Annotated in this window: 26 protein-coding genes; 3 read left to right on the top strand and 23 right to left on the bottom strand. The window is 71.5% G+C overall.

Annotation, left to right across the window (positions count from 1 at the left end; translation table 11 throughout):
• The first annotated feature begins 149 nt into the window (after positions 1-149).
• Together M4960_RS02405 and M4960_RS02410 are read left to right on the top strand one after the other, a co-directional pair.
• A complete protein-coding gene (locus tag M4960_RS02405) occupies positions 150-791 on the top strand; it encodes a phosphatase PAP2 family protein (protein ID WP_248703347.1) in 642 nt (213 codons plus the stop codon).
• Between the two features lie 29 nt (positions 792-820).
• Positions 821-2,332, top strand: coding sequence for a hypothetical protein (locus M4960_RS02410; RefSeq protein WP_173168516.1), 1,512 nt, complete (start codon positions 821-823; stop codon positions 2,330-2,332).
• Positions 2,333-2,360: 28 nt separating this feature from the next.
• Here the strand turns inward: M4960_RS02410 and M4960_RS02415 are convergent, their stop codons facing one another.
• The 6 genes from M4960_RS02415 to M4960_RS02440 all read right to left on the bottom strand — a co-directional run bounded on the left by M4960_RS02415 (position 2,361) and on the right by M4960_RS02440 (position 7,930).
• Positions 2,361-3,086, bottom strand: a complete 726-nt coding sequence (locus M4960_RS02415) for an FAD:protein FMN transferase (RefSeq protein ID WP_248703348.1) — start codon at positions 3,084-3,086, stop codon at positions 2,361-2,363.
• Positions 3,083-3,574, bottom strand: coding sequence for an FMN-binding protein (locus M4960_RS02420; RefSeq protein WP_173168515.1), 492 nt, complete (start codon positions 3,572-3,574; stop codon positions 3,083-3,085). Before M4960_RS02420 ends, M4960_RS02415 begins: the two co-directional genes overlap by 4 nt.
• Positions 3,574-5,037, bottom strand: coding sequence for a ferric reductase-like transmembrane domain-containing protein (locus M4960_RS02425; protein WP_248703349.1), 1,464 nt, complete (start codon positions 5,035-5,037; stop codon positions 3,574-3,576). Before M4960_RS02425 ends, M4960_RS02420 begins: the two co-directional genes overlap by 1 nt.
• A gap of 127 nt (positions 5,038-5,164) precedes the next feature.
• Positions 5,165-6,529: a HAMP domain-containing sensor histidine kinase gene (locus tag M4960_RS19570; protein WP_173168513.1), complete on the bottom strand. Its 1,365-nt coding sequence runs from the start codon at positions 6,527-6,529 to the stop codon at positions 5,165-5,167.
• Positions 6,526-7,209 (bottom strand): response regulator transcription factor, encoded by a 684-nt coding sequence (locus tag M4960_RS02435; RefSeq protein WP_248703350.1) that lies wholly within the window; start codon positions 7,207-7,209, stop codon positions 6,526-6,528. The genes M4960_RS19570 and M4960_RS02435 overlap by 4 nt, the downstream gene beginning before the upstream one ends.
• Position 7,210: 1 nt before the next feature.
• Positions 7,211-7,930 (bottom strand): VIT family protein, encoded by a 720-nt coding sequence (locus M4960_RS02440; protein WP_248703351.1) that lies wholly within the window; start codon positions 7,928-7,930, stop codon positions 7,211-7,213.
• Positions 7,931-8,054: 124 nt separating this feature from the next.
• Between M4960_RS02440 and M4960_RS02445 the strand changes: the two genes are divergently transcribed.
• On the top strand, positions 8,055-8,519 hold the full coding sequence (locus M4960_RS02445) for a DUF2231 domain-containing protein (protein ID WP_248703352.1): 465 nt from the start codon (positions 8,055-8,057) through the stop codon (positions 8,517-8,519).
• On the opposite strand, the gene M4960_RS02450 is transcribed toward M4960_RS02445, so the two are convergent.
• The 17 genes from M4960_RS02450 to fliD all read right to left on the bottom strand — a co-directional run bounded on the left by M4960_RS02450 (position 8,516) and on the right by fliD (position 22,871).
• Complete coding sequence (locus tag M4960_RS02450; protein ID WP_248703353.1) at positions 8,516-9,514, bottom strand: cation diffusion facilitator family transporter; 999 nt, start codon at positions 9,512-9,514, stop codon at positions 8,516-8,518. The genes M4960_RS02445 and M4960_RS02450 overlap by 4 nt on opposite strands.
• Entirely contained in the window at positions 9,511-9,873 is a 363-nt protein-coding gene (locus M4960_RS02455; protein ID WP_260154814.1) for a metalloregulator ArsR/SmtB family transcription factor, read from the bottom strand. The genes M4960_RS02450 and M4960_RS02455 overlap by 4 nt, the downstream gene beginning before the upstream one ends.
• 108 nt (positions 9,874-9,981) lie before the next feature.
• Positions 9,982-11,157 carry a flagellar hook protein FlgE gene (locus M4960_RS02460; RefSeq protein WP_123292728.1) on the bottom strand — a complete coding sequence of 392 codons (1,176 nt, stop codon included), beginning with the start codon at positions 11,155-11,157 and terminating at the stop codon, positions 9,982-9,984.
• 56 nt (positions 11,158-11,213) lie between these two features.
• Positions 11,214-11,657, bottom strand: coding sequence for a flagellar hook assembly protein FlgD (locus tag M4960_RS02465; RefSeq protein WP_123292727.1), 444 nt, complete (start codon positions 11,655-11,657; stop codon positions 11,214-11,216).
• Positions 11,658-11,682: 25 nt separating this feature from the next.
• Complete coding sequence (locus tag M4960_RS02470) at positions 11,683-13,152, bottom strand: flagellar hook-length control protein FliK (protein WP_248703354.1); 1,470 nt, start codon at positions 13,150-13,152, stop codon at positions 11,683-11,685.
• Entirely contained in the window at positions 13,149-13,883 is a 735-nt protein-coding gene (locus M4960_RS02475; protein ID WP_248703355.1) for a C40 family peptidase, read from the bottom strand. The genes M4960_RS02470 and M4960_RS02475 overlap by 4 nt, the downstream gene beginning before the upstream one ends.
• The gene (locus M4960_RS02480) at positions 13,880-14,311 is read right to left on the bottom strand and encodes a flagellar FliJ family protein (protein ID WP_111086344.1); all 432 of its coding nucleotides are present in this window, start codon (positions 14,309-14,311) and stop codon (positions 13,880-13,882) included. The genes M4960_RS02475 and M4960_RS02480 overlap by 4 nt, the downstream gene beginning before the upstream one ends.
• Positions 14,311-15,654: a FliI/YscN family ATPase gene (locus M4960_RS02485; RefSeq protein WP_248703356.1), complete on the bottom strand. Its 1,344-nt coding sequence runs from the start codon at positions 15,652-15,654 to the stop codon at positions 14,311-14,313. The genes M4960_RS02480 and M4960_RS02485 overlap by 1 nt, the downstream gene beginning before the upstream one ends.
• Positions 15,651-16,313 (bottom strand): hypothetical protein, encoded by a 663-nt coding sequence (locus M4960_RS02490; RefSeq protein ID WP_248703357.1) that lies wholly within the window; start codon positions 16,311-16,313, stop codon positions 15,651-15,653. Before M4960_RS02490 ends, M4960_RS02485 begins: the two co-directional genes overlap by 4 nt.
• Complete coding sequence (gene fliG, locus M4960_RS02495; RefSeq protein WP_131920276.1) at positions 16,306-17,364, bottom strand: flagellar motor switch protein FliG; 1,059 nt, start codon at positions 17,362-17,364, stop codon at positions 16,306-16,308. The genes M4960_RS02490 and fliG overlap by 8 nt, the downstream gene beginning before the upstream one ends.
• 8 nt (positions 17,365-17,372) lie before the next feature.
• A complete protein-coding gene (gene fliF, locus M4960_RS02500) occupies positions 17,373-19,046 on the bottom strand; it encodes a flagellar basal-body MS-ring/collar protein FliF (protein ID WP_248703358.1) in 1,674 nt (557 codons plus the stop codon).
• Entirely contained in the window at positions 19,046-19,381 is a 336-nt protein-coding gene (gene fliE, locus M4960_RS02505) for a flagellar hook-basal body complex protein FliE (protein ID WP_123312739.1), read from the bottom strand. Before fliE ends, fliF begins: the two co-directional genes overlap by 1 nt.
• A complete protein-coding gene (locus M4960_RS02510) occupies positions 19,381-19,776 on the bottom strand; it encodes a flagellar basal body rod protein FlgC (protein ID WP_235035933.1) in 396 nt (131 codons plus the stop codon). The genes fliE and M4960_RS02510 overlap by 1 nt, the downstream gene beginning before the upstream one ends.
• On the bottom strand, positions 19,773-20,117 hold the full coding sequence (locus M4960_RS02515) for a flagellar basal body rod protein FlgB (RefSeq protein WP_194647664.1): 345 nt from the start codon (positions 20,115-20,117) through the stop codon (positions 19,773-19,775). Before M4960_RS02515 ends, M4960_RS02510 begins: the two co-directional genes overlap by 4 nt.
• 535 nt (positions 20,118-20,652) lie before the next feature.
• Entirely contained in the window at positions 20,653-21,009 is a 357-nt protein-coding gene (locus tag M4960_RS02520) for a hypothetical protein (RefSeq protein ID WP_248703359.1), read from the bottom strand.
• On the bottom strand, positions 20,999-21,472 hold the full coding sequence (gene fliS / locus M4960_RS02525; RefSeq protein ID WP_248703360.1) for a flagellar export chaperone FliS: 474 nt from the start codon (positions 21,470-21,472) through the stop codon (positions 20,999-21,001). Before fliS ends, M4960_RS02520 begins: the two co-directional genes overlap by 11 nt.
• 10 nt (positions 21,473-21,482) lie before the next feature.
• Positions 21,483-22,871: a flagellar filament capping protein FliD gene (fliD, locus tag M4960_RS02530; protein WP_248703361.1), complete on the bottom strand. Its 1,389-nt coding sequence runs from the start codon at positions 22,869-22,871 to the stop codon at positions 21,483-21,485.
• Positions 22,872-22,959: the final 88 nt, after the last annotated feature.

Genomic DNA, 22,959 nt, shown 5'->3' on the forward strand with positions numbered 1-22,959 from the left:
TGCCGGCGCTGTCGCTGCGCTGATCGTGGCGACGGCGGCGGCTGCCGCGTTGCTCGCCGTGGCGACCGAGGCGGATCGAGGGCGGTCGTCCGATGCGAGGTGAACGCGCACTGTGGCAACTCGGATCGGCGTTCACAGCAGCGGTGATCGTGGTGCTCATCGGAATCACGTTGACAGCCGTTCCGGGTGTCGGAGCGACCGAGACCGGCTTCGACCAGCTGCTGCATGAACACCTGACGCCGACCGCGCTGCTCATCGCGTCCGGGATCGGCGTGCTCCTCGAGCCCGCCGGCGGTCTTGCGATCCTCGTGGCCATCGGAGCGGTCGTCTGGTGGCGGTCCGATCGGGTCGCCGCGATGCAGTTCGTGGGGATCGCCGGGGTCTCGTGGGTGTCGGTCGAGCCGGTCAAGCTGCTGGTGCACCGGTCACGCCCGGTGCTCTCCGGCGTGCACCGCGCGGTGGAGAGCTGGTCGTACCCGTCCGGGCACGTCGCGCTGGTCACTGCCCTGGTGCTCGGACTCGTCGCCGTGACGCACGGCAAGGCTCGAGCGCAGGTCGCCTCTATCGGGACCGTCGTCGTGATCGTGGTCGCGACCTCCCGACTCGCACTCGGCGTGCACTACCCGACGGACGTCCTGGCCGCGATCGTGTGGACGTCCGCAGTCTGGGTCGTCGTGCGTCACATCGCGCTGACCTCGACGAGAGCAAGTCAGACGCCCACTCGTCGCGGCCCCACCGCTGTTGCCGGGTTCCGGCCTCGATCACTCGTGGGGAAGGCGCGAGACCGATGACCGCCGTCGCGTCGCCGAGTGTCGTACCGGTGCGCAGCACACGCGCCCAACCGGTACGGCTGTGGGTGGTCCCCGCACTGGTCGGTGTCGGAACCACGTCCGTGGCGGCGGCGTTCAGCTGGGTGCCGTCCATCTGGTACGACGAGGCCGCGACGGTCGTGTCCGCCACCCGCCCCTGGGCGGCGCTGGCACGCGAGGTGCAACAGGTCGACGTCGTCCACGCGACGTACTACGCCGTGATGCACTGCTGGTTCGCGCTCGTCGGGTACACGCCGTTCACCCTGCGTCTCCCCTCCGCGATCGCGATCGGTGTCGCCGCGGCACTGCTCGTGGTCCTCGGACGCACACTCGCCAGCCCGAGGACCGGTCTCGTCGCCGGGGTCCTCTTCGCGCTCTTCCCGCGGGTGACGTGGATGGGGTCGGAAGGGCGGTCGTTCGCCATCGACACCGCCCTCGCAGTCGGGACGACGATCCTCTTCGTCGCCGCCCGTGATCGCACCCGACAGGGAGCCCGGTCGTGGCCGTGGTGGGTGTCGTACGCGGCGATCTCGATCCTCAGCGGCGCGGTGTTCCTCTACTTGGCGCTGATGACGGTCGGTCACGGCGTGACCGCGGCGCTGCCGTTGCTGCGGCGCTCTGGCCGTGATCGAGACACGCGGAAGGTGCTCCTGCGCTGGGGTGCCGCAACTGCCCTGTCGGCGTGTGCGCTGCTGCCGCTCGCCTCGGCATCCGCTGGCCAGGATCGTCAGATCGCCTGGATCGATCCCATCAGTGCGCACACGATCCAAGAGGTGCTGCTGACGCAGTGGTTCACCAAGAACCCGGGCTTCGCGGTCTTCGGGTGCGCCCTTGCTGTCGTCGGGGTCCTCCTGATGCACCGGAACGACACTCGCCGGCGGCTCCTCGTGGTGGCGCTGCCGTGGGCGCTCGTTCCCACGATCGGCCTGATCGCCGCGTCGTTGGTGACGAACCCGCTGTACTCCCCGCGGTACGCCGCGTTCACCGCCCCGGCGGTGGCGCTGTGCATGGGTGCCGCCGTGACCGCCGTACCGACTCGGTGGTCACGACGCGCCGTGGCCACCGTCCTCGTCGTCGCCGCGGCGCTCACCGCACCGACGTGGGCGCAGCAGCGCACGGTCGCAGCGAAGGACGACGCCGCCTGGAACGAGGCAGCCGCCGTCATCGTCGCGCACCGGTCCGAGGAGCCCGTCGGGGAACGCGACGCGGTTGTCTTCGGGCCCCTCGAACGCCATCCCCTCGCCACCTCCAGGACCATCGCGGACACCTATCCAGCGGCGTTCTCCGGACTTCGCGACCCGCTCCTGGTTGCTCCGGCGAGCGAGTCCGCTGGCCTGTGGGGAACGCAACGACCACTGCGGGACATCCGTGAGGAGGTCGGTGCCGCGAAGGTGGTGTGGTTGCTCACCGCGGTCGAGCCCGATGTCCGCACCATCGTGACGCAGGCACTCACCCGCGACGGCTTCCGTCGGAGTCGCACTTGGCAACGCACCCGCACCTGGGTCGTGCAGTACGTGCGATGACACCGACGAAGGGCGTCCACGAGGTTGCTCATGGACACACGACCGCCTCGGCCCCCGGTGTCGCCCACGCGATGCCGTCCGTGTCGAACGCGAGCACGTCGACGCTCCCGTTGCCGGTGAGCCCGCGGAGGTCGTCAGCATCGCCCGCGACGACCGCCGTTGCCAGCACGTCCGCGGTGACGATGTCGTCAGCGATGACGGTCGCCTGCACGAAGGTGGGGGTCGCTCGTCGCCAGATGTGCTCGCCGCGCTCGGCGGTCCCCGAGGTCGCGACGGCGCGGCGCGGCGCATCGAGGTGGACGACGCCGACGACCGTGTCGCGGCGTGCCGGATCGACCACCCCGACGCTCCACGATTCGTCGTCGCGGTGGTGTCCCCGGACGAGCACGTCCCCTCCGGCGCTGATCATCCAGTCGTCGGCGATGCCGTCGAGGACTGCTCCGGCGTCACGGATCGCCAGGGCCTTCACCACACCGGACAGGTCGACGACGCCGTCCGGGCGGTGCGGCGTGAACGCACCACCGGTCCGTTCCCGCCAGTCGAGCGCGAGCGCGTACACGTCGCGCACCGACGCCGGAGTGTCGGACAGCCGGAGCGATCCGTCGGCGATGCGGCTCAGCACCGACGCCGGGTCGTACAGGCTGTACCGGTGGTCGTAGGAGGCGAAGACGGCGCGCACCTCGGCGGCGGCCTCCGGGGTGGCTCCCCGGAGGCTGACGACGGTACCCATGGTCTCGAAGGTCTGGACGCTCACAGCCCGGCCTTGTCGATCGCGGACTGGAGCGACGTCGTGTAGCCCTGACTCGTGAAGGTCGCACCGCTGACGGACTGGATCTGTGCGGACTGCGCCTGCAGTGCCTCCTGGCGCAGGACCGGTGCCGCCTGCTGACTGATCTGCACCGATCGGCCGTCGCTGTTCGTGAGCTGCAGCGGGGTGACGTCGGTGATCGTCCCGTCCGCGACGGTGATCTGCACCTGCACCGGGCCGTACCGGGTCTGCGTCGTGTCGCCGGCGAAGGTGCCGGAGGCGGACGACCCAGCGGTGGTGCCGGTGCCGCTGCTGCCGCCGTTGGTCCCGCTGCCGGCGCTGTCGCTCGTCGACCCGGTGCCGGTCGTGCCGACACCCGACGTCGTGCCCTGCTGTGCCGGTGCGGTGGCCGCGGGCTGGCCGCCGAGCTGCCACCCGATGGCCAGGACCGCGATCGACGAGACGACACCGCCGGCGATGATGCGTGCTCTCATCACTCGAACCGTTCCTGGTGGATCTGGTGTTCCGGCACCCCTGCCGACCGCGCTTCGCGGACCACGAGGTCGGACCACGCCCGCGGCCCGCACACGTACAGGTCCGACTGCAGCAGGTTCGGGAACACGGACCGGAGGGAGACCCCGCGCCGGACGTCCTCCTCGGTCATCCAGCTCTCGCGGGAGCGGGATCGGTGGCCGACCATCGTGTACAGCCGGCTGCCCGTCGCCTCGGCGAGGTCCGCGATCTCGTGCCACAGGTACTGCTGGTCGGCGTCGGTCCCGCGCAGCAGCACGGTGGCCTCGCCCGGACGGAGGTCGGTGTCCTCCAGCAGCGAGCGCACGGGGGTGATCCCGATGCCGGAGGCGACGAGCGCGAGGTACGGGGCCGTCCGGGCCCGGCTGGTGAACAGGCCGTACGGACCCTCGAGGGACACGAACGCCCCGGGCGTGATGCGTCCGAGACGGGCGGATCCTGCACCGAGGTCGCGGACGGTGATCCGTGCACGACCGCGGGCGGGGACCGCCGAGAACGACACCGGGTGCGCGTGCCACCACGTCTTCGCGGTCCAGAACCGCCAGACCCCGTACTGCCCGCCGCGGGCTCCGAGGCGGTCGAGGTCCCGTCCGGCGAGGTGGATCGACACGACCCCCGGCGCGACGGTCTCGATGCCGGCCACACGGATCCGGTGCCGGAACGTCACCACGATCGGCACCGCGAAGCGGTACAGCGCGATGAGTCCGAGCGCCACGACGTACAGGGCGATCCAGTAGACACGCTGCCAGGTGCCCTGCGCGAGGACGCTGCCGACGCTGAGCATGTGGGGCAACGCGACGAGCACCGCGGCGTAGCTGAGCAGGTGGATGAGGTGCCATGCCTCGTACGGCAGCCGACGGCGCACGGCGACCAAGGACGAGACCACCACGACGAGGAACAGCACGAGGCCGAGGAAGGCGAGTGGCATGTCGGGTGTCGAGAAGAGCGCGATCGTCTCGGCGATCGGACCGGTCCCCGCGGACGCGCCGTAGCCGAGTGTGAGCAACGCACCGTGCGCGAGCAGCAGGTACAGCACCGGCTTGCCGAGCGAACGGTGGACCGCGACGGCGTTGTCGTGGCCGAACGTCCGGTCGATGAGCGGTACCCGGGCGGCGAGCACCAGCATCACGAGGACGAGGTCCGTGGCGACGAGCCCTGCCACGATCCCGGCGTCGGTGAGCCAGCCGCCGATCCCCACGACCGTGTGCGAGTCGGGCGAGGCGAGCCAGAGCGTCACGGCGATCGAGGCGGAGACCCATGCGAGGATCCCGAGCAGATCCGTCATGGCGCTCCGGCGGCGACCGGCTCGACGGCGGCGGCGCGCGGCGATGTCGAGGGACTCCGCCGGGGGTACGGCGTCCCGCAGGCGCGCGCGTTCGGACGTGCTCGGGGGTGTCCTCGGTGTGGCGCGAGCGGTCTCGATCATCGTCTCGGTCCTCTCCAGCATGCGATCGGGTGACTCACAGCATCAGGAGCGGTCCTGTGGACGGACCCCGAACGGAGCGCCCCGTTCGTTCGAGACCTCGAGTGATCGGCGTGGACCGAGATCCCGGTCAGCGCGCGGGGACGCTGACCGTCGCGACGGCACCGCCGGACGCCGCGTTGCAGAGGTCCGCCGTCCCGCCTGCGCGTTCGACGATGCCGCGGACGAGGGCGAGCCCCAGGCCGCTCCCGCCGAGGACGGCACGTCGGGCGCTGTCGGCCCGGGTGAAGCGGTCGAAGGCCTGCGGGAGGAAGTCGTCCGGGACGCCGGGGCCGTCGTCGACGACGCACAGGTCGAGTCGACCGTCGGCGGACTGGTCGAGCGTGACCCGGACCACCCCGCCGTCCTCCCCCGCGGCGATCGCGTTGGCGACGAGGTTGTCGACGACCCGCGCGAACGCCGCGGGCTCGAGTCCGTAGTGCTCGTCCGGCGCCGTCAGTTCGACGGCGAAGTCGATGTCGCGCGCCCCGACGTGTGTCATGGCGCGGGCGCGGTCGATCGATCCCATGAGTTCCGTGACGAGCGCAGCGGCCGACGTCGACGGAACACCCTCCGCCTCGTCCAGCCTGCTGAGTTCCAGGAGGGCGTTCGCGAGCGCGACCAGCCGTGCCGCATCGCCCTCGGCGGCGCGCAGCTCGCGCTCGAGCGCGACGGCGTCGCCCGACGAGCGGTGTGCCAGTTCGAGTCGGGCGGTGAGGGCAGCGAGCGGCGTGCGGAGCTCGTGGCTGGCGTCGGAGACCATCCGTCGCTCGCGCTCGGTGTTCTCACGCTGGCGGTCGATGAACGTGTTGAGCGTCCGGGCGAGGGCCGCGAGTTCATCGTCGGAGGCGCCGACTGGCAGGTGGCCGCCACCGTTCCCGGCGCTGAGGCGCTCGGCGGTCCGGCGCATCCGCCCCACTGGGCGGAGGGCGATGGTCGACAGCAGCCAGGCCGTCGCCGCGAAGGCGAGCAGTGCCAGGAACGTTCCGACGACCAGGGACCGGTCGACCCGCGCCACCGTCTCCTGCCCGGCCCGGCCGTCGTGCGCGGCCCACACGACGAACGATCCGGCGTCGTTCGTGACCGGGATGCCGACGACGGTCACGACACGGTGGCCGGTGTGCAGTCGCAGCGTGACGTCGTCGTCCGGGACCGGCGAGGGCAGCACGGCGCGGACGTCGCGCGGCAGCGAGTCCACGACCCAGTCTCCGGTCGCTGACCGGATCCCGACGAGGACGTCTTCTGCTGGACGGTCAGGCGGCTCGTCCGGGTTGTGCCGGAGGTCGGACACGAACGGTGCCGCGTCACCGGATGCGAGGGAGCGGTCGGTCGCGAGCGTCGCGCGTTCGATCTGCACGTGCAGCACGAGAGCGACCCCGGAGAGCACGACCGCACCGACGAGCAGGCTCCCGAGGGTGATCCGAGCGCGGATCGACAGGCGACGGAGGAACCTCACGGAGACGGCACGACCTCGAGCGCGTACCCCACACCGCGCACCGTCCGGATCGCGACGTCGGCGCCCGAGGCCTGGAGCTTCTTGCGAACGTAGCTGACGTACTGGTCGACGATGGTCGGGTCGAAGTGCTCGGCGCTCCCCCAGACCTCTTCGAGCACCTCGGTCCTGGTGCGCGGGTCGGGCGCCCCCTGCATGAGGAACCGCAGGAGCGAGAACTCCTTGACGCTCAACGGCATGTCGCGCCCGCGCACCGACGCACGCACGGCCACGGTGTCGAGCCGCACCGCGCCGGCTTCCACGGTGGTCGTGCCACCGGCGGCACGACGTCGCAGGTGCGCCCGGATCCGCGCGTTGAGTTCGGCGATCGCGAACGGCTTGGTCAGGTAGTCGTCGGCCCCGGAGTCGAGCCCGAACACGCGGTCGTCGACGGCGTCGCGTGCGGTGACCAGGATCACCGGGAAGTCCGACCCCAGCTCACGGAGTCGTCGACAGACCTCGAAGCCGGTCATCTCGGGCAGCATGACGTCGATCGCTGCGGCGTCGAACGCCTGCGACCGCGCCTGGATGAGTGCGGCGACGCCGTCCGTCACGACCGTGACGGTGTGCCCCTCGCCGGTCAGTCCGCGCTCGACGAGGGCACCCATCTCGGGGTCGTCCTCCACCACCAGGATGTTCGCCATCTCAGACCACCCCGCTCGTCCCGAGCAGGGATCCGATGACGAAGGTCGCCGCCAGGGCGAGGGCTCCGCCGACGACCACGCGTGCGGTCGCCCGCCGCACCGAGCCACCTCCGATCCGGGCGCCCGTGGCCCCGGTCAACGCGAGTGCGACGAGGACGACGACGAACGTCACGGGTACCCGGACGGCCTCGGGCGACAGGAGGATCGCCAGCAACGGCAGGACGGCACCGATCGAGAACGCGGCCGCCGACGCGAACGCGGCGTGCCACGGGCTGACGACCTCGTCCTCGTCGATCCCGAGTTCGGTGGTCAGGTGCGCGGCGAGGGCGTCCCGCTCGGTCAGTTCGGACGCCACACGTTCGGCCGTGGACCGTCGGAGACCACGGCCCTGCCACAGCTGGGTGAGCTCCTCGAGCTCGGCGACCGGGTCGTCGGCCAGTTCGCGGTGTTCCTTCTCGATGAGGGACTGCTGGCTGTCCTTCTGACTGCTCACCGACACGTACTCGCCCAGCGCCATCGACACGGCACCGCCCACGAGCGCTGCGATCCCCGCGGTCGCGATCGCCGGGACGGACGACGACGCGCCGGCGACGCCCACGACGATCGACGCCGTCGACACGATCCCGTCGTTCGCGCCGAGGACTCCGGCTCGCAGCCAGTTCAGGCGCGCAGCGAGGTCGCCCGTGTGGGCTTCGCCCGCGTGCGGCTCGGAGGTGCTCATGGTCACAGCGAACCATGTCCGGGTCGCCCCGTTCGTGTGAGGTTTCGAACGATGCGGACCGCGGGATCCTGTTGTCTGGTCGAACACCGCCGACACCGTCCGGCGCACGACGTGAAAGGCCGCCATGGACTGGCAGTTCGGCGGGATCCCGCTCCACCCCCTCTTCGTCCACCTGACCTCCGTCGCGGTCCCTGTCGCGGCGCTGGCCGCGATCGTGGTCGCGGTGTGGCCCGCTGCGCAACGGTGGCTCGCAGTCGGCGCACCGATCATCGGCCTGGTCGCCCTCGTCTCGGTCCCCCTGGCGACCTCGTCCGGCGAATGGCTCGAACACCGCGAGCAGGAGACCGTGCTGCTCGAGCGGCACACCGAGCTCGCCGACGGGCTGCTCCCCTGGTCGATCGCGGTCTTCGTGCTCCTGCTGCTGTGGTGGGGGTGGCACCGGTTCGGGACAGCTCGGGTGACGAGCGGCGGCGCACTGCGGGCAGTCGCGGTCGTCGGACCGGTGCTACTGCTCGCGGTCGGCGTCGTCTCGATGATCGAGGTCGTCATCATCAGTCATGCGGGTGCCGAGTCCGTCTGGAAGGGCTAGGAACGCACTGCGGAGTGCGTTGGTGTCACCGTGACTGCGTCGAGGTTGCCGATCGCCTGCCGGACGTGTTCCGCGGCCTGATCGGCGACGTGCGTTGCGTCCTGCAGATCCGTCGTCGACACCTCGACCGTTGCCGATCCGGTCAGCCGGTGCCCGATCCACCGGAGACGGAGGTCGTGGACCCCGTGGACGCCGTCCGTGTGCTCGAGGGCGTGCTCGGCACGTTCGACGAGCGCCGGGTCGACGGCGTCCATCAGCCGCGCGCCGATCGATTTCACGGTGCCCCAGAGCAGCACCAGGATCGAGATCGAGATGAGCAGGCCGATGACCGGGTCGGCGAGCGGGAAGCCGACCATCACGCCGACCGCACCGAGGACCACCGACAGTGAGGTGAAGCCGTCGAGCCGGGCGTGCACGCCGTCGGCCACGAGTGCCGCCGAACCGATCCGCTGGCCGACCCGAATCCGGTACATCGCGACGACCTCGTTGCCGGCGAAGCCGATCAGGCCCGCGGCGACGAGCAACCAGGGCGCCTCGACCGGGCGTGGGTGCACGAAGCGATCGATCGCCTGCCACCCGGCCACCACTGCCGAGAGCGCGACGACGAAGACGATGAACATGCCGGCGAGGTCCTCGGCGCGGCCGTACCCGTAGGTGAGCCGCCGGGTAGCCACGCGTCGGCCGAGCACGAACGCGACCCACAGCGGCACGGCGGTCAGCGCGTCCGCGAAGTTGTGGGTGGTGTCCGCCAGCAGGGCGATCGAGCCGGTGAACGCGACGAGCACGGCCTGCAGGACGGTGGTGCCGAGGAGCACGAAGAGACTGATCTTGAGCGCGCGGACACCGGCCGAGCTCGCCTCCATGGCGTCGTCGATCGAGTCGGCGGAGTCATGCGTGTGTGGGACGACGAGGTCGTAGAGGAGGCCCCGCACGCCGCCGTGCGGGTGCGCGTGGTCGTGGTCGTGCTGGTGCCCGTCGTGCTCGTGGTCGGTCACGCGCCGGCCTGCTCCCCGCGGTGGTGCGGCGCGGCACCCACGACGTGTTCGGCCTGCTTCACCGCGTCGATCACCAGCTCCGACGCGTGCTCGTCGGTGAGTCGGTAGAAGACCGTCGTTCCCTCACGGCGAGTGGACACCATCCGGGCGAGCCGGAGCTTCGCGAGGTGCTGCGACACCGCCGCCGGGCTCTTGTCGACCACATCGGCCAGGTGGTTCACGGACATCTCCTCGGCGTTCCGGAGCGCCAGGATGATCTTCACCCGGGTCGCGTCGGCGAGCATCGCGAAGACCTCGACCGCCAGTTCGACGTACTCCGACTCGGGATCGAGCCCGCATGGCTGCTTGTCTACGTGCACACGCAGATACTAAGCCATCAGATCCAGAACGGACAGCCGAACTCGTGAGCAGGAATGGTCGGGTTGCCCGGCTTGGACCCGACCATTCCTGCTCACGAAGCGCCGCGCCTACCGCTTCAGGTTCGTCAGCTCCTGCAGCACCTCGTCCGAGGTCGTGATGATGCGCGCGTTCGCCTGGAACCCGCGCTGCGCCACGATCAGGTTCGTGAATTCCTGCGACAGGTCGACGTTCGACATCTCGAGGGTGCCCGCCGCGAGCGACCCGACGCCGGCCGAGCCGGGACCACCGACGGTCGCGGTGCCCGAGTTGCCGGTGGCACGGTAGCCCGAGGCGCCGGTCTTCTCGAGGCCCGCCGGGTTCGCGAACGTCGCGAGGGCGATGCGGCCGAGGGCGAGCGACGCACCGTTCGAGAACGTACCCGTGACGGTGCCGTCCTTCGAGATGGCGTAGCCCTGCAGGGCGCCGGCCTCGCGGCCGTTCTGCGAACCGATCGACGCGGTGTTGAGCGAGGCGAAGCCGGTGAGCTCCCCCATGTCGACGGCGATGCCGCCGACCGTCAGGGCGCCGCCGGAGGTCAGCTTGCCGTCGGTGCCGAACGTGAGCGACCCGTTCGTGGTGGTCCCCTGCCCGTTGCGTGCGGTGACGTCCCAGCCGGTGCCGGTGCGCGTGTAGGCGAGGGACATCGTGTGCTTGGCGCCCGAGGCGTCGTAGACGGTGGCCTCGCGGGTGATGGTGTCGCCGACCGCGGTCTCGGACGGCAGGTTGCCGGCGACCGAGGCCGAGGTGGTGCGGACGGCCGGTGCCGCCGCGTCGAGCGGCAGCGTGATGTCGGCGAGGCCACCGTTGTCGTTGACGACGCCGTTGGTGGCCGGGTAGCCCTGCACGATCTTGCCGTCGGCGGTGACCAGGCGGCCGTCCGCGTCGAAGTCGAACGCGCCGGCGCGGGTGTACACGGTGTCGTTGCCGAGGCGGGTGACGAAGAAGCCGTCGCCGGAGATCATCAGGTCGGTGGCCTTGCCGGTGGCCTGGGCCGAGCCCTGCGCGAAGTTGGTGGAGACGCCGGCGACCTGGACGCCGAGGCCGATCTGCGCCGGGTTGGTGCCGCCGACACCGGTCTGCGGTCCGCCGGCACCCTGGGTCATCTGCGACAGGGTGTCCTGGAAGACCGTCGACGAGGCCTTGAAGCCGACGGTGTTGACGTTGGCGATGTTGTTGCCGGTGACGTCGAGCATCTGCTGGTGCGAGCGGAGGCCGGAGATCCCGGAGTAGAGCGAGCGGAGCATGGTGCGTCCTTTCGGAGAGGCAGGAAGAGCAGGAAGGAGAAGGGGAAGAAGAACGGTCAGGAAGCCGGAGCGGTGGTGGTGATGCCGGAGATCACGTCGAGAGCGACCTCCTTCCCGTTCACGGTGACCGTGGGCACGCTGTTCGCGTAGGACACGGCCGAGGCGGTCCCGGTGACGGCGGTACCCGTCGCAGCGTCGGTGTAGCTGACCTGCTTGCCGACGAGGTTCGCGGCGGCGATGCGCATCTGGAGCGAGAAGTTCTCGTTCCCCGTCGTGGTCTGGTTGGTGATCTGCTCCATCATCGCGAGCTGCGTCTGCTGGCTGATCATCTGGTTGGTGTCCATCGGCGACGACGGGTCCTGGTTCTGCAGCTGCGTGACGAGCAGCTTCATGAACACCTCGGAGTCCATCGTCTGGGACTTCTTCGCGGTCGAGTTCGCGGCGAGGGCCGCGGCCTGGGCAGCCTGGTCCACGCTGCCGGTGATGCCGTCGATGGGCATGGTTGCGTTCCTGTTCGTGAGCCGGTCAGGCGAGGACGTCGAGTCCCGCGGTGCGGATGGTGGAGGTGGACGTGGCGGCGGCTGAGGCTGGCTGCGCGGCGGAGGTGCGCCGTGCCTCCAGGCCGGCGTCGGCACGCAGGCGGCCGTCGGCCGGTCGCTGGTCGCGACCCGCCGACGTGCCCGGGTGGTTCTGCGACGACAGGTCGAGCGTCGTGCTCAGCCCGGTGCCGGCGGCGTCGCGCCGCAGGTCGGGCAGCACCTGGCGGACCGCGTCGCGGCCCGCTTCGGACGCCGCGAACAGCTCGACGTGCATGCCGTGCGCGGTGACGTGTGCGCGGACCGTGACCGGTCCGAGGCTGTCCGGCACGACCTGCACCGTGACGACGTGTTCCCCGGGGCCGGCCTGCGCGAGCGAGAACACCGGGCGCGCGAGCTGCTGACCGAGGGGCGCGGGCGTGGCCATCTGGGACGTGACCGGCGCGGCGGCGGCGACGGGGGCGGGCGCGGCTGTCGGCGTGGTGGGCAGGACGAAGGGCGTCTCGCCGCCGCGCGTGGTGGTGACCGCCGGGAGGCCCGGATCACCCGCCGGCGATCCCTGCTGGTCCGTCCCGTGGCCGGTCTGCCCACCCCGCGCGGCGGTCGCCGCGGCCACCGTGACGACGGCCGGAGTCGCGGTCGCGGAGCCGTCGGTGGGCTGGGCGGTCGGGCCGGTCGGCTGGAGCGTCGCTGCTGCTCCGGCTGCAGCGGCAGTGGCAGTGGGCGCGCTGCTCGTGCTCGTGCTCGTGACTCCGACGGTGCCGGTGCCGGTGCCGGTCGTCCCACCGGACGGGGTGCCTGGCCTCGGGGCGGACGCCGGTGACGGTGCGGGGCCGTCCGCGGGGACTGCGGCGGTCGTACCCGGTGCCTGTGCAGTGGCGGATGCGACGGACGCCGTGGTGCTGGCCGACGTCGCCGTGGTGGCGGGCAGCGGGACCGCGGCCCCCGTGGCAGCGGAAGACCCAGTGGCGGCGGCGGAGACGGCAGCAGTCGTCGTCGGCGTGGTCGTCTCCGGGGCGGGCGTCGGGGCCGCCGTCGTCGCGGTGACGACCTGCGCCGTCGGCTCGGGCGCGGTCGACGTCGCCGGTGTGACCGTCTCGGCAGGGGTCGTCACCACGATCGGAGGGACCGCGGCGGGCACCGTCCCGGCGAGTGGGAGCGTGGGCGTGGACGCCTGCCCCTCCCCGGCAGCAGCGGCCGCGCCGTCAGCGGCAGCCGCCACGTCCGTCCCGGTGGCGGTCGTGGCAGCGTTCGGCGACGTGGTCGAACCGGTGTCGTCGGCTGCGCGGGAGTCGTCCCGGCGCGCCGGTGCACGCTCACCGGCACGACGATCGGTCGCGGCGGCCGCGGACAGGGCGGCGTCGAACGAACCGGCACCGCCGGGGTCGGACGTGGCACGGGCGGGCGCAGCGCTGCTCGCCGGAGCGGGCGCGGGCTGGGTGGCGATGGTCAGGCTCATGCGGCGCTCCCGGTCTGCATCATGGACAGCAGCGCGGCGGTCTGCAGGTCGGTGGCACTGCTCGCGGCCGTGGTCGCGGTCGTCGCCGGGGTGGCGGACGCCTGGGCCGGCACGATGCGGCGGATGGTGGCGATGTCGGCGTCCGAGTACCAGTTGTCGACGATGCGGACGTCCTTGCCCGGGCGCGGCGCGTGCAGCACCTTGCCGTCGCCGACGTAGATGACGACGTGGCCCTCGCCCTTCGGGATGATCAGGTCGCCGGGCTGTGCGTCCTTCAGGGAGCCGACCTCGACGCCCATCTTCGCCTGGTCCGGCACGACCCGCGGCATGGTCACGCCGAGGTCCTTGAACACCGTCTGCACCAGGCCCGAGCAGTCCATGCCGGCGGTCGTGGTGCCGCCGAACACGTAGGGCACGCCGAGGTACTTCTTCGCGTCCGCGACGACGTCGGAGCCGGTGGCGCCGCTGCCCGTCGCGAGGGTGCCCGCGCCGGCGTCGACGGACGTGGCGGGCGCGCTGCTGGTGGCCGCCGCAGCGGCGGTAGCAGCGGTCGCGGTCCCGGTGCCGGTGGTCCCGGTCGCCGTGGCCAGGGCGTCGGCGAAGGCGCTCGACGACGCGCTGGTCGACCCGGCGGACGACGACGAACTCGTCGCCGCGGCCGAGCCACCGCGCAGGGTGTCGATCTGGGAGCGGATCTCGGAGATCCGGGAGAGCACCGCTTCGACGCTCATCGGGCACCACCTTCCGTGCGGCGTCGTGCCGCGATCTCGTCGAGGGCGTTCTGTTCGGTGCGGAGTTCCTCGGCGGCCTGCTCGGCGGCGTGCTTGCCCTCGAGCTTCTCCAGGCCGACCGCGGCACGGCGTGCGGCGGTGTACTCGTCCTGTGCCCGGTCGGCGTCCGCACGGCGGGTCCGGACCACGGCGTCGAGCTCCTCGAGCATCCCGCGGGTCGCGGCACGCGCAGCGGCGACGGCGCTCAGGGTCGCGGCGTCCTCGATCGGCTGCGCGCCCTCGGCGTCGGCGAGGCTGCGGCGCGCGGCGATCCGGGCGTCGGCGGCGTCGCGCACGCGCTCGTTCGCGGTGGCGAGCGAGGCAGCGGCGCGGTCCTGTTCGGTGTGCCGCAGGCGCAGGAGCCCCGCGAGCGGGAACCGGCGGGCCATCACGACACCCCCAGCTGCTGCACGAGGCCACCGAGTCGCTGCCAGGACGCGTCGGCGGTCGCCCGCTCGTCCATCCCCTGGCGCAGGAACGCGTCGATCGAGCCCTGGTGGTCGACGGCGGCGTCGACGAGCGGGTTCGAGCCGCGCTGGTACGCGCCGACGTCGAGCAGGTCCTGGGCGGCGGCACGCGCTGCCATCACCTTGCGGAGGGTCGTCGCGGCACCGCGCTGCGCGGGCTCCGTCACCTTCGAGGCCACACGGGACACCGAGCCGAGGGCGTCCACGGATGGGAAGTGCCCGGTGATCGCGAGCTTCCGGTCGAGCACGACGTGGCCGTCCAGGATGCTGCGGGCGGCGTCGGCGATCGGCTCGTTGTGGTCGTCGCCGTCGACCAGCACGGTGTACATGCCGGTGATGCTGCCGACGCGGTCCGTCCCGGCACGCTCGAGCAGCCCGGCGAGCACCGAGAACGTCGACGGCGGGTAGCCCCGGGTGGCCGGCGGCTCCCCCACCGAGAGCCCGATCTCACGCTGCGCCATCGCGACGCGGGTGAGCGAGTCCATCATGACCACGACGTCCTGGCCGGCGTCGCGGAACGACTCGGCGATGCGGGTGGCCACGAACGCGGCGCGCAGACGCATGAGGGCGGGCTCGTCCGAGGTCGACACGACGACGATCGAGCGGGCGAGCCCCTCGGCGCCCAGGTCGTCCTCGAGGAACTCGCGCACCTCGCGGCCACGCTCCCCCACGAGTGCGATCACGTTGACCGCGGCGTCGCTCCCCCGCGCGATCATCGACAGCAGCGACGACTTGCCGACACCGGAGCCCGCGAAGAGCCCCATGCGCTGGCCGCGGCCGACGGTGGTGAGGGTGTCGAGCACCCGCACACCGAGCTGCATCGGGGTGTCGATGCGGGTGCGTGCCATCGCGTTCGGGGTCGCGTGGTCGAGCGGCACCCAGTCGACGGGCTCGCCACCGGTACCGACGATCGGTCCGCGGTCGTCGATCGGTCGGCCGAGCCCGTCGAGCACACGGCCGAACAGCCCGGCACCCGTCGGCACGAGCACCGGCCGGCCGGTGGGGCGTGCGGGGGTGCCGGCGGTCACACCGGTGAGGCGTCCGAGGGGCATGCAGCGCACGCCGGTGGCGTCGGTCGCGACGACCTCGACGGCGGTCTGGACGCCGTCCTCCGGTCCGACCGTGACGACCTCGCCGACGTGGGCGTCGAGCCCGGCGATGGTCAGCCCGAGGCCGACGGCGCTCGTGACGACGCCGACCCGCTGGGGTGCGGCCTGCCGCAGGGCGTCGTCGAGCCCGCGGGGCCGGAGCAGCGTGGCGGTCACGCGGACACCCCCTGCAGCTCGACACCCAGTGCAGTGCGGGCGCGGTCGAGTGCGGTGGCGATCCGGGCGTCGAGGATGCCGTCCGGCAGGTCGACGACGGCGTCGCCGTCGCGCAGCGCGGGGTCCGCGACCACGGGCACCGGCAGGTCGACGTCGGCGACGCGGGCGGCGTCCGCCGGGCTGAGCCGGACGGCCACCGGCACGCTGCGGTCGATGGACGCGAGTGCCCGCCGGACGGTGGTCTCGGCGCCGGACGTGATCCGGGCCTCCCGGTCGTCATCGGTACCGACCGACGGACGGGAGGCACGGATCTCGTACCCGACGATCGCCTCGGCCAGGTCCGTGGCCGCGCTGGCGACGGACGACTCGGCGTCGCTGAGGACGGGCGCGACCGTGGACAGCATCGCGTTCGTCGCGGCGTCGAGGACGGCGATGCGGCGGACGGTGTCCGCGCGCAGGGACGCGGTCAGCGCGGCGTGCTCGGCCTGCAGGCGGGCGCGCAGGGCGTCCGTCTCGGCCTGTGCGGCGCGGAGTCCCGCGGTGTATCCGGCGGCGTGGCCGCGGACGTCGGCGCCGGACGCGCGGTCGGTCGCGGCGGCGGTGCCGATCGCGGGGAAGGCGATGCGCTGCACGGTGCCGGCGGTCGTGGTGTCAGTCAACGAGCTCGTCCTCCTCGGCACGGTGCACGGTGATGACGCCCTGCGCCTCGAGCTCGCGCACGGAGCGGACGACCTCGGCGCGTGCTTCCTCGACCTGCGAGACGCGGACCGGGCCCATGGCCTGCAGTTCGTCGTCGAGCAGCGAGCGGTTGCGCTCGGACACGTTGGCGCGGATCGTCTCGACGACGGGTCCGGCGGCACCCTTCATGGCGGTCGCGAGGAGCTTCGAGTCGATGCCGCGCAGCACCTGCTGGATGTCGCGGGACTCGAGCTTGACGATGTCCTCGAAGGTGAGCATGCGCGAGCGGATGTCCTCGGCGAGTTCCGGGTCGCGGGCCTCGAGCCCGTCGAGCACGGCCTTCTCGGTGGCGACGTCGGAGCGGTTGATGATGTCGACCAGCGGTGCGATGCCGCCGACGACCTCGACGCTCTCGCGCGGCGACACGACGGCGCCGGCGCGCTGCCGCAGGACACCGGCGACGATCCCGACGGCCTCCGGGGTCGCGCTGCCCATCGTGGCGAACGCCTGCGCGACGTCGGTGCGGACGCGCTCGTCGACACCCGCCAGGACGGCGCTCGCCTGCCCGGGCTTGAGGTGTGCCAGGACGAGGGCGATGGTCTGCGGCAGCTCGCCCTCGAGCAGGGTGATGACCTGCCCGGGCTCGGCGTCGTCGAGGAAGTCGAAGGACTGGCCGGCCAGGTTCGAGGCGAGTCGGTCCATGACGCCAGCGGCGCGCTCGGCGCCGAAGGACGCCTCGAGCAGCCCGAGCGCGGTCTCCTTGCCGCCGCGCTTCTGCAGTCGGCCGCTCATCGTGATCCGGTGGAACTCCGACATGGTCTGGTCGACGACGGTGTCCTCGACGCGGCGCATCCGGACGATCTCGGCCGAGATCTCCTCGGCCTCCATCTCGGTGAACTGCTTCATCACCTCGGCCGCGCGGTCGGTGTCCATCTGCATGAGGATGAGCGCGACCTTCTGGGCGCCGGTCAGCGCACGGTCGCTCGAACCCTTGCCGGTGCCCGGGCCGTTGCCGTTGCTGCCGCTCGGCATCAGGGCGCTCACACCGGTGCCCGGTCGTCGAGGAGCCCGCGCAGGAGCTCGGCAGTGCGCTTCGGGTCGCGTTCGGCCAGCGCGGAGATGTCCTGACGGCGGCGCTCGGCCGTGATCTCGTCGGTCGTCAGCACCTCGGTCGGCGGGTCACCGGCGGGCATCGTCGAGAGCACGGCGGTGGGGGCGTCACCGGCACCGAGGGTCGCGCGGTCGGCGGCGCCGTCCATCGCGAGGGGCAGCTGGAAGGTCTCGCCGGCGAAGGCGTCGAGTTCGCCGAGGTCGACGGCCTCGCGTTCCTGCTTCCGGCTGCGACGGGCGATGACGAACATGACGGCGATGAGCGCGAGCAGGATGCCGATGACGATGCCGGCGGTGCGGATCGACGACCACAGGGCTTCCTGCTGGTCGGCCTTCTGCTGCGCCTCGAGGGCCTTCGCGGCCTGGTCGGCTCCGCTGGTGTCGAAGTCCATCATCGCGACCTTCACCTGGTCGCCGCGGTTCTGGTCGACACCGGCGGCGGCCGACACCAGGTCGTTGATGCTCTGCAGGTTCGCGTTCTGCACGGCGTCGGCCTTCGAGTTCAGCGCGACCGAGATGGTCTGCCGGTCGAGGGACCCCGAGGGGATCTGCGTGGTCTCGGTGGTGTGGTCGACGGCGTTGTTCTTGGTCGCCGACTCGTTGGTGTAGCCGTCGTCGCCGGTGCCGCTCGTGGCGGTGCCGTTCGGCACCGCGATGTTGTCCGGGCCGAGGACCCCGGTCGCACCGCTCGACGCCCCCGCGGCACCCGAGCCGTACTGCTCGGTGGTGGTCGACTCGTTGAGCGCGACCGGACCGGAGGTCGGTGACGTGTAGCTCTCCGACGTGCGGGTGCCGGACTCCTGGTTCATCGTGCCGGAGACCACGACGGTCGCGTTGCCGGCGCCGAGGGTGGTGTCGAGCAGGTCCTGGATCTTCTTGCTCGTCGCGGCGTCGTAGTCGGCGGCCTGGTCCGCGCCGCTGCCGGTCGCACCGGTGCCGACGGCGGACAGGGTCTGCCCCTTGGCGTCGACGACCGAGACGTCGGTGGTCTGCATGCCCTCGACCGAGGCGCTGGTCAGGTGCACGATCGCCTGCACCTGGTCGGTGCTCAGCTGCGTGCCGTTGTCGGTGGCGATGAACACCGACGCCGTCGGGTCCTTCTCCTCGGACACGAACACGGACTTCTCCGGGATCGCGAGCTGCACGGTCGCGGTCTGCACGCCGTCCATCGCGCCGATGGTCTTGGCGAGCTCGCCCTCCATCGCCCGCTTGTAGGTGACGTCCTGCTGGAACTCCGAGCTGGTCACGCCCATCTGGTCGAGCAACGAGTAGCCGCCCTCGTTCGACGACGGCAGCCCGTTCGACGCGGCCTTGAGACGCTCCGAGTACACCTGCGCCTGCGGCACCAGGATCGTCGCGCCGCCGTCGGTGAGCTGGTACGGCACACCGTCGGTCTGCAGCTGGTCGGTGATGGAGCTCGCGTCGGCGGCGGCCAGCCCGGTGAAGAGCGGCGCGTAGGACGCCTTGCCGAGCCACGACGCCAGGGCGATCCCACCGAGCACGAGCGCGGCGATCACCAGGATCGCGATGGTGCGCTGGGCGGCGGAGAAGCCCTTCACGTACGCGGACAGGCGCGCAAAGACGTTCTTGACGGCGACGGGCATCAGGCCTGCATCCTCATGATCTCGTTGAACGCGTCGACGCCCTTGTTGCGGACGGCGGAGACGAGCTCGAGCGTGACCTGCGCGCGGGTGGCGGCGATGGTCGCGTCGTGGATGTCGTCGAGGTTGCCGGTGACGGCCTTCAGCGCGAGGGTCTTCGAGTCGCTCTGCAGCGCCTGCAGGCCGTCGACGGCGTTCCCGAGGCTGGCGGCGAACCCGCTGCCGTCGGTGCTGGTCGCGCCGGCGGTGCCGGCGACGTCGCTGGAGGTGCCGGACACACTGGTCAGTGCGTTCGTCATCGCGTTGGTGGTCACACCGTTGACGGCGTCGATGGGCATCAGTTCTTCCCGATCTGCAGTGCCGCCTCGTAGGCGGTCTTGGCACGGTCGACCACGGCGGCGTTCGCCTGGTAGCCGCGCTGGGCCATGATGAGGTCCGCCATCTGCGTGCCGAGGTCGATGTCCGGCATGCGGACGTAGCCCTCGTCGTTCGCGAGCGGGTTGTCCGGGTCGTAGGTCACGCGGCCGGCGGCGCTGCCGAACGCGGCACCCTTGACGTAGGCGCCGGACACGCCGTTGCCCTCCTGCACCTCGACGTAGCGGGCCTGGAAGGCGGTGTCGTCCATCGACTTCACGGTGTTCGCGTTCGCCATGTTGTCGGCGACGGCGTCGAGCCACTTCCGGTGCACGGTCATGCCGGTGCTCGCGATGCCGATCGCGTCGAAGGTCGTCACGAGTTCGTCCGCATCGCCGCACGGACGCTCGTGAGCTCGGAGTTCATCGCCTGCGTGGCGAACTGGTAGCGGAGCACGGTGTCGACGTTGGAGAGCGTCTCCTCGTCGAGATTGACGTTGTTGCCGTTCGTGTTCGTCGGCTCGAGGCTGCGAGCGACCGTCGGCGCGGTGTCCCCGCTGCCGTCGGTGATCGACTTCGCCAGAGCGTCCTCGAACTGGACCTTCTCGGCGTGGTAGCCGGGCGTGTTGATGTTCGCGATGTTGTTCGCGATCACCTTCTGGCGCATCGACAGGCCGTCGAGTGCGCTCTGCAGCGCGACGCTCGTCACGGAATCGAACACGGTGGTCCCCTCGTCAGGCGTCGCCCGTGGGACGTCGCCGTGCGGTGGTGGCCGATCCGTGGCCGAACTGGTGAGCGATCCGTGCTCGTGTGGCGCTATCGGTGCCCGTCCCCGGCCGCGTTAGCCCTCGCCCCGAACGGGGGTGGCACCACGGCGTCCGATGTGGAACGACATCCCCGTTGTCGTACGACATCGAGCGCGTCGCACCTTGCGCACGCGTCGAGTTGCGCACGCGGGTCGACGACGCTCTCGTCGTCGTACGACGTCGACGATGACGCACCTTGCACGCGCAGACAGTTGCGTCCGGGGTCGGACGACTTCCTCGATGTCGTACGAAGACCACCTCGTCGCACGGTGCCAGCGCCGTCCGTTCACGCTGGGAACGGTTGCGCTCGCTGGGCAACGACAGCATCGATGTCGTACGACGACCACCCCGTCGCACCTTGCGCCCGCCCGGTGTTGCACGCGCGGGCAAGCGACACCATCGATGTCGGACGACGTCGAGCATGTCGTTCCGGGTCGAGCGCGCGACGGGTCAGGCGGACGCGTCGAGGTAGACCGCGCCACGGGGCTCGCGGGTCGCGTCGACGGCGCGCAGCGCACCGAGGTGCTCGAGCGTCGCCCGTCGGTCCGACTCCAGTTCCGCGATGCGGTCGCGCTGCGCAGCGAGCAGCCGGGAGGCACGCCCCACCAACTCGCGCGGCACCGGACCCAGCCCGGCCGGCTCCGACCACCCCACCACGGCCGTGGGGTCGGCCGCCTGTCGGGCGGCGTCGTGCTCCAGGGAGTCGAGCAGGGCCTCCCAGGCGAGGCGGTGGTCGACCTGCTCAGGCGACGGTGCCGGTTCACGCGACGGTGCCGGTTCACGCGACGGTGCCGGTTCACGCGACACCGAGGGCTCCGCCCGTCGCCTGCTGGCGGGCCGGCGTCGCCGGCAGCGACGCGGCAGCGTCGTGCCACGACTGCCGCAGGGGTTCGAGGATCCGGATGCAGTCGCGCGTCGCTTGGACATCACGGTGCACGTTCGCGGTGATGAGGGACGTCGACGCGTAGTTGTAGACGGCGAGCAGGCCCTCGCCCCCGTCCCAGACGTCGATCCGCAGCGTGGACGAGAGTTCTCCGACGATCGCCTGCGCGTGCAGCAGCTGTTCGCGGGCGGCGTCCCAGTCGGCGCTGGTCTGTGCGGCCTCGGCGCGGTGCAGGTCGAGCAGCAGCCGGTCGTAGAGCATCGTGACGAGCTGCGCCGGGGTGGCCGACAGGACGGCCTCGTTCGTGTACTGGGCGCGACGCTGGTCGGTCACGGTGCGGGGCTGCGCGGCCTGGCGGAAGGCGGCGGCCTGGAAGTCGAAGGTCATGGTGATCCCGTCAGCTCGTGGTCGCCGCGAGCTGGCTGGCGAGCCAGCTGGACTGGGACTGGAGCTTGCTGAGGCTGGTCTCGAGCGACGAGTACAGCGTCTGGAGCGATGCGCGGCGCATCGTGAGTCGGTCGGTCCAGCTGTCGATCTGGGTGTTGAGGTCCTTGGCGACCGCCTGCTGGCCGGTGATCGTCGTGGTGATGGACCCGTCGTACTTGTCGGACGCGGCGGTGGCGGCGGCACCCACGTTCGCGGCGACGCCGGACAGCATCGCCTGCGTGCCCTCGGGGTCGGTGGCGAGGGCCTTCTGGAAGACCTCGGCGTCGAAGGTGAAGCTGCCGTCCTTGGTGATCGAGATGCCGATCGACGACGGCGACTTCCCGCCGACGGGCGCCGACATGGTGCTGCCCAGGCGCTGCACGGCGTCGCGCGTGGTGCCGTCGCCCATCAGGACCCCGGCGGTCGTGGTCGTCGACCCGCTGGTGGCACTCGTGCTGCTCGTCACCGCGGTGTTCGTCTTGTAGTAAGCCGAGACCGCGTTGATCGCGTCGACGAGTCCGGACGCCACGGACTGGGCCTTCGTGGTGTCCTGCGCGACGCCGACCGTGACCGGGTCCGTCGAGGCCCTCGACACGGTGACGCTGAGCCCGGGGACCAGGTCGGTGAACGTGTTCGTCGCGCTCGTGATCGTCTGTTCGGCGGCGGTGCCGGCCCACAGTGTGACGCTGGCGTCCTTCGCCTGGGCGACGACCGCGGCGCCGACCTCGGTCAGCACGTTCGTCGCGGCGCCCGCGGTCACCTCGTCGGCGGTCCCCCGGTACACCTCGAAACCACCCGCGGCCCCGGTCTTGGCGGACGTGAGCTGCAGCCGGTAGAGCTTGGTGCCGTCGGCGGCCGCACCCGCGGCGACCTTCGTGGCGGTGACGCCGGCCCCGGACTTGTTGATAGCCGACACCGTGTCGTCGAGGGAGCCCGATGACGGCGTGACGGTGGTCTTCGTGCCGTCGGCACCCACCAGGGTGATCGGTTCGGCAGCGGCCGACCACGTGGACATCGCGGCGGTGACCCCGACCTGGGCGGACGCGGTCGAGCCGACGCTGAACGTCAGCGACCCGGCGCTCGCGTTCGTGCCGGTGACGGCGGTGACGCCCGACGACGAGCTCGTGGCCGTGAACAGGTCGAGCGAGGTCGCCTTGGCGGCGTCCTTCGCCTTGGTCGCGAGGGCCTGCACCAACCCGTTGATCGTCTGCAGTGACGAGATGAACGAGTTGGTGCTCGTGAGCTTGTTCTTGAGCAGGGTCTGCGGCACGCCCTCGACGCTCATCAACGAGTTGATGAGGTCGGTCGTCTTGAGCCCGCTGACGAGCCCGTCGATCGCGAGGCTGGTGCTCGAGGACACGGACGATGACATCGTCGACACTCCCTGGCGTCGTGGGGATGGTCAGGAGGGCGACGCCGCCTCCCGGGAAGCCTGAACGATCCCGGAA

This window comes from Curtobacterium sp. MWU13-2055 (assembly GCF_023242305.1).
Taxonomy (GTDB): domain Bacteria; phylum Actinomycetota; class Actinomycetes; order Actinomycetales; family Microbacteriaceae; genus Curtobacterium.

Excerpts from the sequence above, each read along its gene's own strand:
- fliS (WP_248703360.1), bottom strand. The coding sequence starts at position 21,472 with ATGACCTTCGACTTCCAGGCCGCCGCCTTCCGCCAGGCCGCGCAGCCC.
- M4960_RS02435 (WP_248703350.1), bottom strand. The coding sequence starts at position 7,209 with ATGGCGAACATCCTGGTGGTGGAGGACGACCCCGAGATGGGTGCCCTC.
- fliF (WP_248703358.1), bottom strand. The coding sequence starts at position 19,046 with ATGCCCGTCGCCGTCAAGAACGTCTTTGCGCGCCTGTCCGCGTACGTG.
- M4960_RS02475 (WP_248703355.1), bottom strand. The coding sequence starts at position 13,883 with ATGAGCGTCGAAGCGGTGCTCTCCCGGATCTCCGAGATCCGCTCCCAG.
- M4960_RS02425 (WP_248703349.1), bottom strand. The coding sequence starts at position 5,037 with ATGATCGAGACCGCTCGCGCCACACCGAGGACACCCCCGAGCACGTCC.
- M4960_RS02420 (WP_173168515.1), bottom strand. The coding sequence starts at position 3,574 with ATGAGAGCACGCATCATCGCCGGCGGTGTCGTCTCGTCGATCGCGGTC.
- M4960_RS02460 (WP_123292728.1), bottom strand. The coding sequence starts at position 11,157 with ATGCTCCGCTCGCTCTACTCCGGGATCTCCGGCCTCCGCTCGCACCAG.
- M4960_RS02465 (WP_123292727.1), bottom strand. The coding sequence starts at position 11,657 with ATGCCCATCGACGGCATCACCGGCAGCGTGGACCAGGCTGCCCAGGCC.
- M4960_RS02440 (WP_248703351.1), bottom strand. The coding sequence starts at position 7,930 with ATGAGCACCTCCGAGCCGCACGCGGGCGAAGCCCACACGGGCGACCTC.
- M4960_RS02445 (WP_248703352.1), top strand. The coding sequence starts at position 8,055 with ATGGACTGGCAGTTCGGCGGGATCCCGCTCCACCCCCTCTTCGTCCAC.
- fliG (WP_131920276.1), bottom strand. The coding sequence starts at position 17,364 with ATGCCGAGCGGCAGCAACGGCAACGGCCCGGGCACCGGCAAGGGTTCG.
- M4960_RS02470 (WP_248703354.1), bottom strand. The coding sequence starts at position 13,152 with ATGAGCCTGACCATCGCCACCCAGCCCGCGCCCGCTCCGGCGAGCAGC.
- fliE (WP_123312739.1), bottom strand. The coding sequence starts at position 19,381 with ATGCCCATCGACGCCGTCAACGGTGTGACCACCAACGCGATGACGAAC.
- M4960_RS02480 (WP_111086344.1), bottom strand. The coding sequence starts at position 14,311 with ATGGCCCGCCGGTTCCCGCTCGCGGGGCTCCTGCGCCTGCGGCACACC.